General features: G+C 66.9%; 18 protein-coding genes. 3 read left to right on the forward strand and 15 right to left on the reverse strand.

Going from position 1 to position 14,537, the window contains the following annotated elements; translation table 11 throughout:
* Nucleotides 1-74: 74 nt before the first annotated feature.
* The 8 genes from denD to EJC49_RS22780 all read right to left on the reverse strand — a co-directional run bounded on the left by denD (nt 75) and on the right by EJC49_RS22780 (nt 5,314).
* Nucleotides 75-1,049, reverse strand: coding sequence for a D-erythronate dehydrogenase (gene denD, locus EJC49_RS22745; protein ID WP_126702224.1), 975 nt, complete (start codon nt 1,047-1,049; stop codon nt 75-77).
* Nucleotides 1,050-1,051: 2 nt separating this feature from the next.
* Entirely contained in the window at nt 1,052-1,252 is a 201-nt protein-coding gene (locus EJC49_RS22750) for a hypothetical protein (RefSeq protein WP_126702225.1), read from the reverse strand.
* Nucleotides 1,252-2,010 carry an SDR family oxidoreductase gene (locus EJC49_RS22755; protein WP_126702226.1) on the reverse strand — a complete coding sequence of 253 codons (759 nt, stop codon included), beginning with the start codon at nt 2,008-2,010 and terminating at the stop codon, nt 1,252-1,254. Before EJC49_RS22755 ends, EJC49_RS22750 begins: the two co-directional genes overlap by 1 nt.
* 48 nt (nt 2,011-2,058) lie before the next feature.
* Complete coding sequence (locus EJC49_RS22760; RefSeq protein WP_126702227.1) at nt 2,059-2,442, reverse strand: type II toxin-antitoxin system VapC family toxin; 384 nt, start codon at nt 2,440-2,442, stop codon at nt 2,059-2,061.
* Nucleotides 2,442-2,696: a type II toxin-antitoxin system VapB family antitoxin gene (locus EJC49_RS22765; protein ID WP_126702240.1), complete on the reverse strand. Its 255-nt coding sequence runs from the start codon at nt 2,694-2,696 to the stop codon at nt 2,442-2,444. The genes EJC49_RS22760 and EJC49_RS22765 overlap by 1 nt, the downstream gene beginning before the upstream one ends.
* Before the next feature lie 67 nt (nt 2,697-2,763).
* A complete protein-coding gene (locus tag EJC49_RS22770; protein WP_245453529.1) occupies nt 2,764-3,744 on the reverse strand; it encodes a cation diffusion facilitator family transporter in 981 nt (326 codons plus the stop codon).
* A gap of 141 nt (nt 3,745-3,885) precedes the next feature.
* On the reverse strand, nt 3,886-4,608 hold the full coding sequence (locus EJC49_RS22775; protein ID WP_126702229.1) for a GNAT family N-acetyltransferase: 723 nt from the start codon (nt 4,606-4,608) through the stop codon (nt 3,886-3,888).
* Between the two features lie 31 nt (nt 4,609-4,639).
* The gene (locus EJC49_RS22780) at nt 4,640-5,314 is read right to left on the reverse strand and encodes a GNAT family N-acetyltransferase (protein WP_126702230.1); all 675 of its coding nucleotides are present in this window, start codon (nt 5,312-5,314) and stop codon (nt 4,640-4,642) included.
* A gap of 173 nt (nt 5,315-5,487) precedes the next feature.
* Here EJC49_RS22780 and EJC49_RS22785 point away from each other — a divergent pair, with 173 nt between their 5' ends.
* Entirely contained in the window at nt 5,488-6,675 is a 1,188-nt protein-coding gene (locus EJC49_RS22785; RefSeq protein WP_126702231.1) for a pyridoxal phosphate-dependent aminotransferase, read from the forward strand.
* 15 nt (nt 6,676-6,690) lie between these two features.
* Here EJC49_RS22785 and EJC49_RS22790 read toward each other — a convergent pair whose 3' ends face one another.
* From EJC49_RS22790 to EJC49_RS22805, 4 genes are all read right to left on the reverse strand, one after another.
* A complete protein-coding gene (locus tag EJC49_RS22790) occupies nt 6,691-8,469 on the reverse strand; it encodes an SLC13 family permease (RefSeq protein WP_126702232.1) in 1,779 nt (592 codons plus the stop codon).
* Between the two features lie 169 nt (nt 8,470-8,638).
* On the reverse strand, nt 8,639-9,394 hold the full coding sequence (locus tag EJC49_RS22795; protein ID WP_126702233.1) for an SDR family oxidoreductase: 756 nt from the start codon (nt 9,392-9,394) through the stop codon (nt 8,639-8,641).
* Nucleotides 9,395-9,588: 194 nt separating this feature from the next.
* A complete protein-coding gene (locus EJC49_RS22800) occupies nt 9,589-10,419 on the reverse strand; it encodes a hypothetical protein (protein ID WP_126702234.1) in 831 nt (276 codons plus the stop codon).
* A 26-nt stretch (nt 10,420-10,445) separates the two neighbouring features.
* Nucleotides 10,446-10,883, reverse strand: a complete 438-nt coding sequence (locus EJC49_RS22805; protein ID WP_126702235.1) for an ABA4-like family protein — start codon at nt 10,881-10,883, stop codon at nt 10,446-10,448.
* A gap of 170 nt (nt 10,884-11,053) precedes the next feature.
* Between EJC49_RS22805 and EJC49_RS22810 the strand changes: the two genes are divergently transcribed.
* Nucleotides 11,054-11,686 (forward strand): TetR/AcrR family transcriptional regulator, encoded by a 633-nt coding sequence (locus tag EJC49_RS22810; protein WP_210211848.1) that lies wholly within the window; start codon nt 11,054-11,056, stop codon nt 11,684-11,686.
* A 34-nt stretch (nt 11,687-11,720) separates the two neighbouring features.
* Here EJC49_RS22810 and EJC49_RS22815 read toward each other — a convergent pair whose 3' ends face one another.
* From EJC49_RS22815 to trhO, 3 genes are read right to left on the reverse strand one after another with little or no spacing between them, the layout of a single operon-like run.
* Nucleotides 11,721-12,470: a tellurite resistance TerB family protein gene (locus EJC49_RS22815; RefSeq protein WP_126702237.1), complete on the reverse strand. Its 750-nt coding sequence runs from the start codon at nt 12,468-12,470 to the stop codon at nt 11,721-11,723.
* 54 nt (nt 12,471-12,524) lie between these two features.
* Nucleotides 12,525-12,728, reverse strand: coding sequence for a hypothetical protein (locus EJC49_RS22820; RefSeq protein ID WP_126702238.1), 204 nt, complete (start codon nt 12,726-12,728; stop codon nt 12,525-12,527).
* Between the two features lie 41 nt (nt 12,729-12,769).
* Nucleotides 12,770-13,741, reverse strand: coding sequence for an oxygen-dependent tRNA uridine(34) hydroxylase TrhO (trhO, locus tag EJC49_RS22825; RefSeq protein ID WP_126702239.1), 972 nt, complete (start codon nt 13,739-13,741; stop codon nt 12,770-12,772).
* 160 nt (nt 13,742-13,901) lie between these two features.
* Here trhO and EJC49_RS22830 point away from each other — a divergent pair.
* Nucleotides 13,902-14,537, forward strand: a 636-nt coding sequence (locus tag EJC49_RS22830) for an N-acetylmuramidase family protein (protein WP_148106325.1), incomplete at its 3' end; no start/stop codon positions are given.

The following is a 14,537-nucleotide window of genomic DNA, read 5'->3' on the forward strand; positions in this document are numbered from 1 at the left end:
GCCATCCTTCTCGTGGATCGCCTCCCCAAACGAGAAACAGAATGAATCGGATTGGGCGCGACCCGCTTTAGCCTTCAGGCTTGCGCCATCTCATCCTCGATATGCGCCCGGATAATCGCGTCGAAGCTGTCTTCCGCGACGAAACCCAGCGCCCGCGCCCGCTCCGACGCAAAGCGCGTCGGCCAGTTCTGCACGATCGACCACACCGTCTCGTCGGGCTCCTCGCGGATCAGCCTCACCACGTTGTTGCCGGCCACGCGCTCCAGCGCCTCGATCTGCTCGCCGACGGTGACGGCCACGCCCGGCATGGTAAGGTTGCGGCGCGGGCCGATGGCATCGCCGTCGAGCCCGGCCGCGTGGACGAGGAAGCCGACGGCCGAGCGTGGGCTCGCATGGGTGTGCAGCACGCTGCGCGGCACCGGCAGCACGACCTCCAGCCCTGCCAGCGGCTCGCGGATGATGCTGGAAAAGAAGCTCGACGCCGCCTTGTTGGGCTTGCCGGGTCGCACGCAGATCGTCGGCAGGCGAATGCCCACGCCATCGAAAAAGCCGCGGCGCGAATAGTCGGCCAGCAGCGCCTCGCCGATCAGCTTCTGCGTGCCGTAGGAGGTGAGCGGCGTCGGATGGAAATCGTCGGGGATGACGTCCGGGAACGGCGCGCCAAACACGGCAATCGACGAGGTGAAGACGACGCGCGGGCAATAGCCGTCGCCGGCCTGGCGAATCGCCTCGAACAGCGCGCGCGTGCCGTCGAGATTGACGCGATAGCCCTTTTCAAAGTCCACCTCCGCCTCGCCGGAGACGACGCCCGCCAGGTGGAAGATCACCGCCGGCCGTGAGGCGATCAGCCAGTCGGCCGCGTTCTCGTCGGCAAGGTCGCCGGTCATGGCCGAGACGGTGGCGCCCGGGATGTCGGGCGCATGCGGCGGCACGATGTCGTGCAGGTGCAGTTCGGCGATCGGGCGTCCGCCAAGCCCGCCGTCGCGGACGATCCGCTCGGTGAGCTTGCGACCGACCATGCCGGCCGCGCCAGTGATCAGGATACGCATCGTCAGTCCCCCCGCTTGGCTCGGCTCCGGAGCCAGAATACCCCGAAGAAGGCAAGGACGAAAAGGGCTGCGACGATGGCTGCGAGGAAGGGCGAAACTTCGCCGAGCGACAGCATGATCGTCGGCATGAAGAAGGCGACGAGCCCGAAGCCGCCGAGAATCAGGGCCGCCGCAATGGCCGCGTTGCGTGTCTTGTCATCCATCAGAGCGTCCAGCCTCCGTCGACCGGGATCGCCACCCCCGTGGTGAAGGCGGCCTCGTTCGAGGCGAGATACACCGCCAGCGCGGCGATCTCGGGCGCCTCGCCGACCCGGCCCATCGGCTGGCGCGAGACGAACATCTCCATGGCCTTGTCCGTGCTGCCGACCGTCTTGCCGAGGTCCTCCACCCGCGCCTCCCACGAAGGCGAACGCACCGTGCCCGGGCAGATCGCGTTGCAGCGCACGCCCTGACGAATATAGTCGATCGCCACCGCCTTCGTCAGTCCGATCACCGCCGCCTTGGTGGCGCCGTAGACATAGCGGTTCGGCGCGCCCTTGATGGAGGAAGCGCCCGACGACATGTTGACGATCGAGGCCGACGCGCCGGTCTCCTTCGCCCGCGACAGCATTCCGGGGAGGAAGGCACGGATCATCCGGTGCATCGATTTCACGTTGAGGTCGAAGGAAAAATCGAAGTCCTTGTCGTCGCAGTCGAGCACGGTGCCGTGATGGACGAAACCGGCGACGTTGACGAGGATATCGACCGGGCCGACCTTTTCGGCATAGGCCGCCACCGCTTTCGAGGACAATACGTCGAGCTTGGCCTTCTTGGCCCGCGCCAGCCCGTCGAGCTTGTCGCGCGCGATATCGGAGGCATGCACCGTCGCGCCCTCCGCCACGAAGGCCTCCGCGATCGCCCGCCCGATGCCCTGACCCGCCGCGGTCACCACCGCGATCCTGCCCTTCAACCGTCCAGCCATGTGTCCTCCCTTTCGGCGCTCAAACGATCCGCCCTTGGCCTCCCAGCCTCAGCCGTCAACATCCGTCTTGCTGAAATCATTCCCCTTGAAAAGCAAGGGCTCTCCTCGCAACTTGGCCAGCGCATAGGAGAAGCAGTCGCCAAAATTCAATCCTGCCGGATGCCGACCCTTTCCGAATGTCCGCCAGGCGCGGCGGGCCTCCTCCACCTGGGCCAAATCAACCGTAACGATTTCAGCGCCGATTCTGGACAGCCAGAGGTCGAGTTCCCGACCACCGGCCTCTCCGTACCGCGCCTCGATCACGATCGCCGCCTCGAGGACGGTCGCAGCGGAAATGAGCCTCACCGGGTCATCGGCGATCCGCCTTTCGATCCACGGCGCCTCCGGTTCGTCGAAGGCGACAGCCACGATGGCCGATGAGTCGATCACCATCAGCCAGGCAGGCCTTTGTCGTCATACCCAAGAATCTCGTCGGCGCTCCCGGGGTCACGAACCTCCAGGGAACTCCAGCGTCGGCGAATTGCCGCCAGTTCCGTCAACAAAACCTCCCGGTCATGCACCGGCGCAACCCGCCTCAGTCGCTCCTGAAGCGCCTTGCGGGTCGCGGTCGCGACTGTTTCGCCGGTCGCCCGGGCAAGTTCCAGCGCCAGACGCTCTGTCGCCTCGTCCTTGATGCTCAAGGGCATTTCACAATCCTCGGTGCCGTGACCGAGACCCAGTACCACATTTACCGATCCCGGTCATCGATGCCCGTCATCCGTGCGCATTCCGATGAACGTCGCCATCCTCGTGCCCGTGTTCGTCCCCGTCGTCATGACGGCTGTCGGCGCAGCAGTCATATTCGGGTTCGACGGTCGCGTGGCCGATGCCGTGCGTCTCGGCCAGCCGACGCTTGATCGCCGCCACGGCCAGGTGCGCGTCCGCGCCCGGTTCGAGCCGCGCATGCAGCGTCGCCATGTTGCGCGAACCGTCGAGCGACCAGACATGCATGTGATGCACGTCGCGGACCCGGGCCACCGAGGCGACGAGATCGAGGGCGACGGCATCGCGGTCGATGCCCCCCGGCGTTCCCTCCAGCAAAACGTGCCCCGCGTCGCGGACCAGGCCGAAGGCGCTGCGAAACAGAAGCAGCGACACCAACACCGACAGGATCGGGTCGATCGGATACCAGCCGGTGGTCAGGATGACGATGGCGGCGGCCAGCGCCGCGACCGAGCCGAGCAGATCGCCCATGACGTGCAGCAACGCGCCGCGCATGTTGAGGTCATCGCGGTCGCCGCCGTGAAGCACCAGAAAGGCACCGACATTGACGGCGAGGCCCACCAGCGCGATGGCGAGCATCGGTCCGCCGAGCACGGGGCTGGGCTCGGCGAAGCGCTGCCAGGCCTCCCAGACGATCCAGCCCGCGATGGCGAATACGGCGAGGCCGTTGGTGTAGGCGACCAGCGTCTTCAGACGGTCGTAGCCAAAGCTCAGCCGCGCCGTCGCCTGTCGCCCTGCGAGATGGAAGGCGTACCACGCAAAGAACAGCGCGACCGAATCGGTCAGCATGTGGCCGGCATCGGCGATCAGCGCCAGCGAGCCGGTGATCACGCCGCCGATCGCTTCCGCCACCATGAAGGCGCCCGTCAGCAGCGCCGCGATCAGAACCCGCGACTTGCTGCTTGCGCCGTGTCCGTGATCATGCCCGGCGTGGCCGTGGCCAGCGTGAGGATGTGCGTGCGCGTGTCCCAATCCCTTGTCCTTCCGGATTCTCGTTCCGACGTTCGATGGGTTGGCCTGGACCACTGCTCGCCTGCCTGGCGCCATTGCTCTGCCGAGGTGGGCGAAAAGGCAAGCCCCGCGATGTCGCACCGCTGGCCCACGCGCACCGCTCTAGCTGCGGAAGTCCTCCAGCCTGCGGATCTGACGTCCCTCGGAATCGAAATTGGACGGTTCCAGCCAGGCCCGATAGGCGTCCCGGATCGGCGGCCACTCCTGCGCCAGGATCGTGTAGACCGCGACATCGGCGCTGCGACCATCGTGAACGTAGCGCTGGCGCATGACGCCGTCATGGTGCCAGCCGATTCGCTCGGCCGCCCGCCGAGCATGTTCGTTTTCCAGCGCAATGTGGCACTCGTAGCGCCGGAAGCCGCTGGTCTCGAACACCAGCGTCGCCATCAGGAACGCGACTTCCGTCGACAGGCGGGTCCGGGTCATGCCCCGCCCCGCCGCCATCAGCGCGAGCTCGACCGAGCCGTGCACATAGTCGATCTGCGCGAGGCAGCGCAGCCCGGTCGCGCGACCATTCGCCTTGTCGATGCAGGCGAAGTAGAGCCGCCGCGGCTTCCGGCGTCGGAACGGCTTCACGAGGAGATCCGGAAGCGTCGCGCGGTTGGCCTTGGTCATGGACCGGAAAAATGTCTCGCGTCTGTCGAAGGCGGGCAGTCCGGTGTGCTGCAGATGCCTGGAGACAGCATCTCCCGAACCGCCGAATGCGTCCCACAGGTCCTGGCCGTGCCTGCGCATGTCGAGCATCTCGACGCGCGCATATCGCCCCTCCAGCGGAGTAGGCGGGATGGCCCGCGCGCCACGCCAGTGACCGACCTCCACGCTCATACCCGATCTCCTCGTCGAGGCCCGTCGGCTATCACCGAAGTGCCTCCAGCCGCTGAAGCTGGTGCCCCCGCGCATCGAAGTTCGCCGCATCGAGCCAGGCCTCGAATCCTGCGCGCAGCGCCGGCCACTCCTGATCGATGATCGAGAACCAGGCCGTGTCGCGGTTCTCGCCCTTGACGATCATGTGCTGCCGGAACACGCCCTCGAAGGTGAAGCCGAAGCGCTCCGCGGCGCGCTTCGACGGTTCGTTGCGGTGGTTGCATTTCCATTCGTAGCGCCGGTAGCCGAGATCGTCGAAGACGTGGCGGGCGAAGAGGAAGAACGCTTCCGTCGCGGCGGGCCGGCGCGCCATCTCGGGCCCCCAGCAGATGTTGCCGATTTCGATCACGCCGAAGGCCGGGTCGATCCGCATCAGGGCCTGCCGCCCCAGAACGCGACCCGTCGCCTTGTCCACCACGACGAAGAACAGCGGGTCCTCGCTCGCGGCGGATTTTTCGAGCCAGAGCTGGAACGAGCCGCGGTCGGCGGGCGCGTTCTCGAACAGCCAGCGGAAGCGCTCCTCCGCGCCCGGCGCCGTCGAGGCCGCATACAACCCGTCGCCGTGGCGCGCCGCGTCGAGCGGCTCGAGCCGCACGAGGCGGCCTTCGAGCGGCGCGCGCGCAGGGCGCGGACGGGGCGTCCAGGTGGACAGGTCGGAGGTGGGCATGGGTCAATCCGCATTGATGGAGGTCTTGCCAATTCGTATATTTGGAGACGCATATCCGCAACCAGGACGGGTTCATGACGATCATGCCCGCCTTTTCGATGCTCCGCTCCTTTTCAAGGGCGAGAATTTTCGCCAGACAGACATCCAGTCCGCGCTGACAGGGGAGTGAGACAGTGCTTCATACCGTATCCGCCTTCGACCGAATCGGCGAGGAGAACGCCTTCGCCGTTCTCGCCCGTGCGACGGCGCTTGCCGCGAAGGGCAAGGACGTCATCAATCTGGGCATCGGCCAACCGGATTTCCGCACGCCGGACCACATCGTCGAGGCCGCCATCAAGGCGCTGCGCGACGGCCATCACGGCTACACGCCGGCGACCGGCCTGCTCGCCACGCGCGAGGCCGTCGTGCGGCGCACGCTGGCGATGACGGGCGTCGAGGTTTCGCCCGAGAACGTCATGATCCTGCCCGGCGGAAAGCCGACCATGTATGGCGCGATCGTCATGTTCGGCGAGCCCGGTGCCGAGATCCTCTATCCGGATCCAGGCTTCCCGATCTACCGCTCGATGATCGAGTTCACCGGCGCGACGCCCGTCCCGGTGCCGATCCGCGAGGAGAACGGCTTTGCCTTCTCCGCCGACGAGGTGCTGGCGCTGATCACGCCGAGGACGCGCCTCCTGATCCTGAACTCACCCGCCAACCCGACCGGCGGCGTCACCCCGAAGGCTGAGATCGACAAGCTTGTGGCGGGCCTCGCCGCGCATCCGGACGTCGCGATCCTGTCCGACGAGATCTACGACGTCATGACCTATGACGGCGAGACCCACCAGTCGCTGCTCGCTTACCCGGAGATCCGCGATCGCCTCATCGTGCTCAACGGCTGGTCCAAGACCTGGGCCATGACCGGCTGGCGCATGGGCTGGTCGATCTGGCCGGATGGTCTCTACGACAAGATCCGCAAGCTCGCGGTCAATTGCTGGTCCTGCGTCAACGCGCCGGCCCAGTACGGCGGCATCGCCGCCATCGACGGTCCGCAAGACGAAGTCGAGAAGATGATGCGTGCGTTCGACCGGCGCCGCGGCATCGTCGTCGAGGGGCTGAACAGCCTGCCCGGCGTCTCCTGCATCAGGCCCAAGGGCGCGTTCTACGCCTTTCCCAACGTCAGCCAGACCGGCTGGAAGGCCAAGAAGCTCGCCAACGCCCTGCTCGACGACAAGGGTGTGGCGCTGATCGGCGGTCCCGATTTCGGCATTCTCGGCGAAGGCTATCTCCGGCTCTCCTATGCCAATTCGGAGGAGAACATCCTGCGCGCCATCGAGCGCATGGACGCCTTCCTTCGCGATACCGGGCCGGACGCCGCCTGAGGCGCCCGGCGACGATCAGAAATCGTAGAGCAGCCAGATTGCCGTACAGGTCGCCACGCCGACGATGACGTTCATCGGGATGCCGATCTTGAGGAAGTCCGAGAAGCGGTAGTTGCCGGCGCCGTAGACCAGCGTGTTGGTCTGGTAGCCGATCGGCGTCGCGAAGCTCGCACTGGCGCCGATCATCACCGCGATCAGGAAGGGACGCGGATCGACACCCATCTGCGTGGCGAGCCCGATGGCGATCGGCGCGATCAGCACGGCGACCGCATTGTTGGTGACGAGTTCGGTCAGCACCGAGGAAATGACGTAGATCGCCACCAGGGTTGCAAGCGGCGGCAGTTCGCGCAGCGTCGGCGTCAGCGCATCGACGATGAGCCTGACGCCGCCGGAACGCTCCAGTCCCGCCCCGATGATCAGCATCGAGAAGATCAGCACCAGGATCGAGCCGTCGATCGAGCTCCAGGCTTCGTCGCTGTCGATGCAGCGCAGCACCAGGATGCCCGCCACCGCCAGCATGGCAAGGATGCCGATGTCCATGACGTTCAGCGCGGCGAGCACCACCACCGCGACCAGCGCCAGAAGCGCGATCGGCGCCTTGCCGCGACGATAGGGCCGCCCGCTCGGCCGCGACACCGAAACGAGATCGGCATCTTCGGTCAGCGCGTCGAAATTGTCCGGTGGACCCTCGAGAAGCAGTTTGTCGGCTGGCCGCAGCTTCACGCTTTCAAGGTCGGAGCCGGGGATATGGCGATGGCGATGCGCGCCGAGCACCCGCACGCCGTAGCGCCGTCCGAGCGACAGGTCGGTGATGCGCTCGCCCGCGGTCGACCGGTGCGGCGCGACGACGGCTTCGACCACGACGGTCTCGCCGGTTCGTTCCTGGCCGCGGCGCATGCCGACGCGCAGGCCGACCTTCTCGTTGAGCGTCAGAAGCTCCGAGGTTCCGGCGACGACGATGAGCGATTCGCCCTTCTTCATCACCCGGTCCTGGATGTTGTCGCGAAGGATCTCGTTGCCGCTCCGAAGGCCGAGAATGCGCAGGCCCGAGCGCTTGAAGTCGGAGAGCTGGCCGATCTTGTTCTGGGTGTAGCGCCCCTCGGCCCGCACCGTTACTTCCGACAGGAACTCGGTTTCCGAGTTGGCGGCAGCGCTGCCCTCGTCGCGGCGATCCGGCAGCAGGTAGCGGCCGAGCACCACCATCACCAGCGTGCCGGTCAGGGCCGCCACCACGCCGACCGGCGTGATCTCGAAGATCGAGAAGGCGTCCAGCCCGGCGCCACGCGCCACGCCATCGACCAGGATGTTGGTCGAGGTGCCGATCAGCGTGCATGTGCCGCCGAGGATCGCGGCATAGGAGATCGGGATCAGGAGCCGCGTCGAGGCGATGCCCAGCGCGCGCGCCAGCCGAAAACCGATCGGGATCAGGATCAGCACCACCGGCGTGTTGTTCATGAAGGCCGAGGCCACGACGGCCCCGAACAGCAGGGCGGCGACGGCAAAGGCCGGCCGCCGCGAAGCCTTGTCGATCAGCGTGCCCGCGAGGCTCTCCAGCACGCCGGTCCGCACCAGCGCGCCCGACAGGACGAACATTGCCGCGATGGTGATCGGCGCCGGATTGGAAAAGGCCTTCATCGCCTGGTCGGCCGTGGTGAGGCCGAACAACAGGAACACGGCCGCGCCCGCCGCCGCGGTCACTTCAGGCGGGTACTTCTCGACGATGAAGGCGGCCAGCAGCAGCACCATAAGCACGAGCGCCAGGTAGCCTTCATATCCCGCGATGAGGAAGTCCATTGGGGGTCCCTACTCCGGCCTCGCGCGGGCTTCAGGTGAAACCCTAAACGTCGTCACGTTCAAGACCACCCTTTCGCGCCAATCGCGAACTTCCCCGATAAGAACCCGGCTCGCGTTCCATGTCGAAGCATGGCGTTCCATGCGTCGACGCGCGTCGGGCCTCTTTTGCTCAACCGCGCCCGACGAACGGCATGTTCGTCGCCATCACCGTCATGAACAGGATGTTGGCGTCGAGCGGCAGCCCGGCCATGTGCACCACCGCGTCGGCCACGTGACGGACATCCATCACCGCCTCGACGGCCATTGCGCCGCTGGCCTGCGGCACGCCCTTGGTCATCGGCGCGGCCATCTCGGTCAGCGCATTGCCGATGTCGATCTGTCCGCAGGCGATCGAGAACGGCCGGCCGTCGAGCGCCAGCGTCTTCGTCAGGCCGGTGATGGCGTGCTTGGTGGTGGTATAGGGCACCGAGCCCGGCCGCGGCGCATGCGCCGAGATCGAGCCATTGTTGATGATCCGCCCACCCTGCGGCGACTGGGCCCGCATATGGCGGAAGGCCGCGCGTGCACAAAGAAACGACCCGGTCAGGTTGGCGGCGACCATGTCGGTCCACACGTCCACCGGAATCTCGTCGATGAGCGTCGATTTGAAACCCATGCCGGCATTGTTGAAGAGCAGGTCGACGCGTCCGAACGCCGATGCGGCGCCATCGAACAGCGCGTCCACCTGATCGGGCTTCGACACGTCGCAGGCGATCGCCAGCGCCTTGCCGTCGGCCGCGCCGATGTCGGCGATGGCAGCCTCCAGCGTCTCCAGCCTGCGGCCGGTGAAGACCACGTTCCAGCCGTTTCTCACCAGCGCCGTGGCGGCGGCTTTGCCGATCCCGCTGCCTGCTCCCGTCACCACCGCGACCTTGCCGTTGTTCATCGATGCTCCTCCTTGGCGAGAGGAGCACTTTGCAGAGCGCAGGCTGAATCGCAAGCTGGGGAAGACACAAAGAAGGGGCGGCCATTTGCGGCCGCCCAGTTCGGGATCATGCTTGGGAGGAGAAAGATGATCCGGTGAGAAAAGGATGCGCCTGATTGGTTAATGAAACCTTAACGGTTGATTTCCACCCGTCCTCAGCCAGGAAACGGCAGTCCTCGCATGGCCTGGAACAGCACGAGGCCGGTAAAGACGACGAAACCGGCCGCAAACACCTGCACCACGATCACGCCTTGTCGAGCCGGCAAGGCGCTGGCCATCAGCCCGAAGGCAGGAATGATCTGCATGGCATGGGTGGCGAAGAAATGCGCCACCCGCAGATCGCCGCCGTCGCGCGCCCAGCCGAGCACCGGCAGCGCGCTCGCCGTCGTTGCCTCGCCCACGAAGTGCCCTTGCCCACCGGCGAGGAACCCGGCCGCCAGCACGGTCAGCACGAAGGTGAGCACCAGCCCGAGGGACAGCGAGGCGCGCATCGCCGGCGCAAGCGTGGAGCGCGGGTCCCGTCCGATCAGCACGCCATACACCAGCGTAGCCGTCGTGAGCCCGATGGCGAACAGACCCATCACCGGATAGACGATCTCGAGGAAACCGCCATCGCGGTTGAAATGCGACGGCACGCCGTAGAAGGACGCTCCCATCAGCCAGAGCATCTCGATCCCGACCATTCCGACCACCAGCGCCGAATAGCGGCGGTACCAGCGCGCATCGGTGACGCCCGCCGGGAGGAAGGCGGCAAACCAGGCCAGCGTCAGCAGATAGGCTGCCAGCGACGCCTGGAACTTCAGCGGCTTGATCCAGACATTGACGCCCGACACAGCCCGCAGGTCTACCAGCGCCGCGAAGGCGGTGGGCAGCATCAGCATCAGCATGATCAGTCCCATGGCCGCGAACCGAGGCTCGCGACGATGGAGTTCTGCCATCAGGTCGAGGCGGGCGGGTCCGGCACGGCTGGTCACGATTGCGGACATTTCCATGTCTCCGGGATCGGTTGAGTTCAGGCGGCCAGGCGCGGTTGCACCGCCCGGGAATGGGCCAGGCGGATCATGGCGAAGGCGAGATAGCCCACCGGGCCAAACAGGAACGTGGCGGGCAGGCACGGCACCACCATCCAGTACGGCACCGACGCCTCGCGCGCCGTGCGCACGATCCAGGCGCCGACGAAGAGATCGAAGGCGAGGTAGTGCAGCCAGCCCGCCAGCAGCAGTTCGCGCGTCTGAAACAGCCGCGCCACGTTGTCGAGGCTGTCGAACCCACCTTCGCCCGAGGCCCAGTAGGCGAGGATGAGACCCGCATAGCCAACCGAGATCATCAGCGGAATGGCGTAGGCGGCGACGGCATCGGCCAGTCGCGGCGCAAGCGGGCTTGCCAGCAGCACAAGCCATCCGGCCATGGCCAGGGCGCCGCCCACGCTGAAGATCAGATCCGCGTCCATGGCCACTTCCTCCGTCGTCTTGACATTGACAAGATGGAGGATGGCGGACGATCCTTTCCATGTCAAGATTGATTTTGACGCGAGAAAGATTGAAGCAGGGAGGGGCCGCTGCTAACACCCGGCCAAGGGAACGGGCCTTTGAAACGGCTTGGCACGCAGGAGACGGGCGATTGGCTGAAGACCGGACGGGAGACAGGTCCGCCTACCATCATGGCGATCTTCGTCAGGCATTGATCGACGCGGGGGAACGGGAACTGACCGAGAAGGGCGTCGAGGGGTTCACGCTGCGTGGCTGCGCCAAGCGGGCCGGCGTCTCCCACGCCGCGCCCGCGCACCATTTCGGCGATGCCAATGGCTTGCTCACCGCGCTCGCGGCGCTCGGCTTCCAGCGTTTCCTGTCATGCCAGAAGGCCCGGCAGGCCGAAGCCGCTTCCGATCCTCGGTCGCAGCTCATGGCCGCAGGCCTCGGCTATGTCGACTTCGCTCTCGCTTATCCCGCGCTGTTTCGGTTGATGTTCGCCTCCAGCCGCGCCGATTTCTCCGTTGCCGCGCTGTCGGAAGCCGCCGACGCGGCCTTCGACTATCTGGTGCGGGGCGTGGAGGCGATCCGCGGCCGCGATCCCTACCGCGACCCCGTCTCGATGCTGGACGTGATGGGAACCTGGGGCACGGTTCACGGCCTCGCCGACCTGATGCTGTCGGGCCGCATGAAGCCGCTGCTCGCCATGCCCAAGGCTGCGCGAGAGGCGGCGCTGTCGGAGATCATCGGCCGCGCCCTTCCAGAACGGGCCGACGACCGCTGATCGGACGCGCTCCGGCGTCAGGCGACGGCGTCGTTCACCAGGGCGATTTGGGCGCCGGAGCGTTGGCGTCGGCCGAAGCGGCAACGGGCACCTTGGCCTCCGATACAGTCGCCTCGATGTGGTCGACCAGCGCGTCCGGCAGCTTCAACCGGCCGGCCAGCATGTCGAGGTAGCCGCGCTCCGCCCGCGTTTCCGGCTCGATCGCCAGCCGCGAGGCGGTGTAGAGTTCGACGCGTTGCGCCTCGGTCTTCGCCGCACCGACGATGGAGTCGATGTCGACCGGACGCTTCAATTCCTCGATCAGATAAGCCTCGGCCTCCGTATCCATGCCGGCGAGCTTCAGTCGGTCGGCGATCCTGGCGCGCTCGGTATCGTCGATATGACCGTCGGCGCGTGCCGCCGCGATCATCGCGCGCACCAGGCTCAACGTGAACTCGGCCTCGCCCTGCGGCGCCTCGGCCGGGTCGAAGCCAGTGTTGGCCGGCGGCGGCAAGAGTTCGGTCGGCGACCCGACGGGACCGGCCGGCGCCTGTCCGCCCTGATAGTCCTGATAGGCCTTGTAGGCGAGGCTGGCGACGGCCGCGAGACCGCCGAGCTTCAGCGCCGACCCGCCGATTGCCCGTCCCGTGCCGGTGCCGAGCAGGATCGCGGCCAGCGCGCCGGTGGCGATCGGATTGTCCTTGGCCATCTGCGTTGCCTGCCCGGCCTTGTCGCGCACCGTTCCCTCCATGCCAGGGATCTGGGATCCGAGCAGGTCGTTGAGCAGCTTCTTGGGATCGAACATGGGGGGCCTCCGCCGGGGTTGGTGCAGCAGAGATAGGCGGCCACCCGCCGCGGTTCAACGGTCGTTCGGATCGGTCGAGGCGGGCCGGGGTGCCGGTAGGGGCAAGCCATGTTTCGCAAACGGCAGCGCCACGCCTCCGTCGATGCCGCGGCAACCGCAATGACGCGCATGCTCCACATGCCATGCGATCCGCTGCAGGTCGGTCGGGTTCTTCGGCATCTTGTGGTTCAGATGCCAATCGCGGTTGATGCTCGACATGGATCGCTTCAGCAGGCGCCGTTTGCAGGACGGGATCGATCCTATCTCCGACGGCCACGCGCGGCTTGATCCGCATCAACTGGCTGCTGCCCGATGTGCGGCGGCTTGCCGCGCGTCTCGGCCAGAGCCACCTGCCGCTGGCGTTCGGCGTAGCGGGCGCGGTCCTCTTCGCTGCGCTTGTCGTGGCAATGCGGGCACGACACGCCGGCCTCGAAGTCGGGCGAAGCCCGGTCGGCCGCCGTCAGCGGATGCCGGCAGGCCCGGCACAGTTCGGCCTGCCCCTCCACCAGCCCGTGCCCGACCGACACCCGCTCGTCGAACACGAAGCACTCGCCCGTCCAGCGGCTTTGCTCCGCCGGAACCTCCTCCAGATAGCGCAGGATGCCGCCCTTCAGATGATACACGCTGTCGAAGCCGCGCGCCTTCAGATAGGCGGTTGCCTTCTCGCAGCGAATGCCGCCGGTGCAAAACATCGCCACGCGCCGGCCTTTCAGCAAATTGGCGTTGCGCTCCACCCAGTCCGGAAAAGCCCTGAAACTCTTCGTCTGCGGATCGACAGCGCCTTCGAAGCTGCCGATCGCCGTCTCGTAGTCGTTGCGCGTGTCGATCACGATCGTGTCGGGATCGTCGATCAGCCGGTTCCAGTCGCGCGGCTCCACATAGGCGCCGACGTCGACGAGCGGATCGATGTCGTCGACGCCCATCGTCACGATCTCGCGTTTCAGCCGCACCTTCAGGCGGTGGAACGGCATGGCTTTCGACTGGCTGTATTTGATCTCAAGCCCGCGGATCCCGAGATCGGTCTCCAGATGCGCCACCAGCGCGCCGATCGCCTCGGCGCTGCCCGCAACCGTCCCGTTGATGCCCTCGCGCGCCAGCAGCAGCGTGCCGCGAATGCCGCGCGCCGCGCAGAAATCGAACAGCGGCCCCCGTATCGCCTCTGGCGCCGCCAGCCTTTGGAAACGGTAGAGCGCGGCAATTCTGAAGCCGCTCGGGATGGAGGGAGTGGACATGGCGATCGCCTATCCCCTCGCCGCGCCGGAGGCAAGACACGCCGACGTCGCGCTTTTTTTGCATCCGACCGACGAAGGCGTCCGAACCGAACCGTCATTTCGATCCACCTACCCCGCCGACGCCCCGACAATGGTCGCATCAACGAGGGAGTGGAAGCACATGTTCGACAGGGACGTCATCACCGCCATCGAGAAAGTCGCAACCGAGGCCGGCGTCGAGGCACCGGCCCTTCTGGCCGTCGCCGAAGTGGAGAGCGGCGGCCGCGCCTTTGCCGTCGTCGACGGCCGGCGAGAGCCGCTCATCCGTTTCGAGGGCCACTACTTCGACCGCCGGTTGTCGGGGCAGGCGCGCGACCGCGCCCGCGCGCAGGGTCTCGCCTCGCCAAAGGCACAGGCCGTCCCCAATCCGCGCAGCCAGGCCGCCCGCTGGGCGCTGGTCGGGCGCGCCGCCGCGATCGACCGGAATGCGGCCTGGGAATCGGTCTCCTGGGGGCTCGGTCAGGTGATGGGCGCACACTGGGCCTGGCTCGGCTATCCGAGCGTCGCCGCCATGGTCGCGGAGGCGCGAAGCGGCATCGAGGGCCAGACGCGCCTGATGCTCCGCTTCATCGAAAAGGCCGGGCTTTTGGACGCGCTGCGGCGGCGCGACTGGGCGGCCTTCGCGCGCGGCTACAACGGCCCCGCCTACCGCCGCAACGCCTACGACACGAAGCTCGCCGAGGCCCATGCGCGTCATGCAGGTCACGCGGCGGCGCCGGCGCCACGGGTGGCGGGCGTGGCTCCCGCAGCGCTTGGG

This window comes from Aquibium carbonis, assembly GCF_003970795.1.
Taxonomy (GTDB): Bacteria; Pseudomonadota; Alphaproteobacteria; order Rhizobiales; family Rhizobiaceae; genus Aquibium; species Aquibium carbonis.